The organism is Bacteroides mediterraneensis, assembly GCF_016900355.1.
In the GTDB taxonomy this organism is placed as follows: Bacteria; Bacteroidota; Bacteroidia; order Bacteroidales; family Bacteroidaceae; genus Phocaeicola.
In genome coordinates, this window is the sequence record NZ_JACJKA010000088.1 from 1 (window position 1) to 443 (window position 443).

General features: G+C 40.9%; 2 protein-coding genes. Both read left to right on the forward strand.

The window, feature by feature from the left end; translation table 11 throughout:
- The coding region (locus H6A28_RS14945) for a BrnT family toxin (protein ID WP_204481095.1) at window positions 1-263 on the forward strand (263 nt) is incomplete at its 5' end.
- Window positions 250-443, forward strand: a 194-nt coding sequence (locus tag H6A28_RS14950; protein WP_239465395.1) for a hypothetical protein, incomplete at its 3' end; no start/stop codon positions are given. The genes H6A28_RS14945 and H6A28_RS14950, both read left to right, overlap by 14 nt.

Below are 443 nucleotides of genomic sequence, written 5' to 3' on the forward strand. Positions count from 1 at the left end.
AGGCTAAGAATCGAAAGAAACAGAAAAAGCATGATATCTCTTTTGAAACTGCAAGCCTTGTATTTGAAGATCCTCTGCGGATCTCAATCCAAGACAGACATACCAATGGCGAAGAACGTTGGCAAACCATTGGTAGGGTAAAAGGCGTACTAATGCTGTTAGTTGCTCACACCATCTTTGATGAAGATGACTGTGAAATCATACGAATTATTAGTGCAAGACAAGTCACTAAAGCGGAGCGAAATCAATATGAGCATGGTTAGATATACACGCAAAGAGCTGAATGAAAACTTCAGTGACAAGCAAGATGCTGAAATTAAACGCTTGCTTGCTAAGGGAACTGTGCCTGATGATCAATTAGACCTATCTGATATTCCAGAAATAACCGACTGGAGTAATGCAGTTCGTCATGGGCAAGTTTATCGTCCAGTGAAGCAACAGAC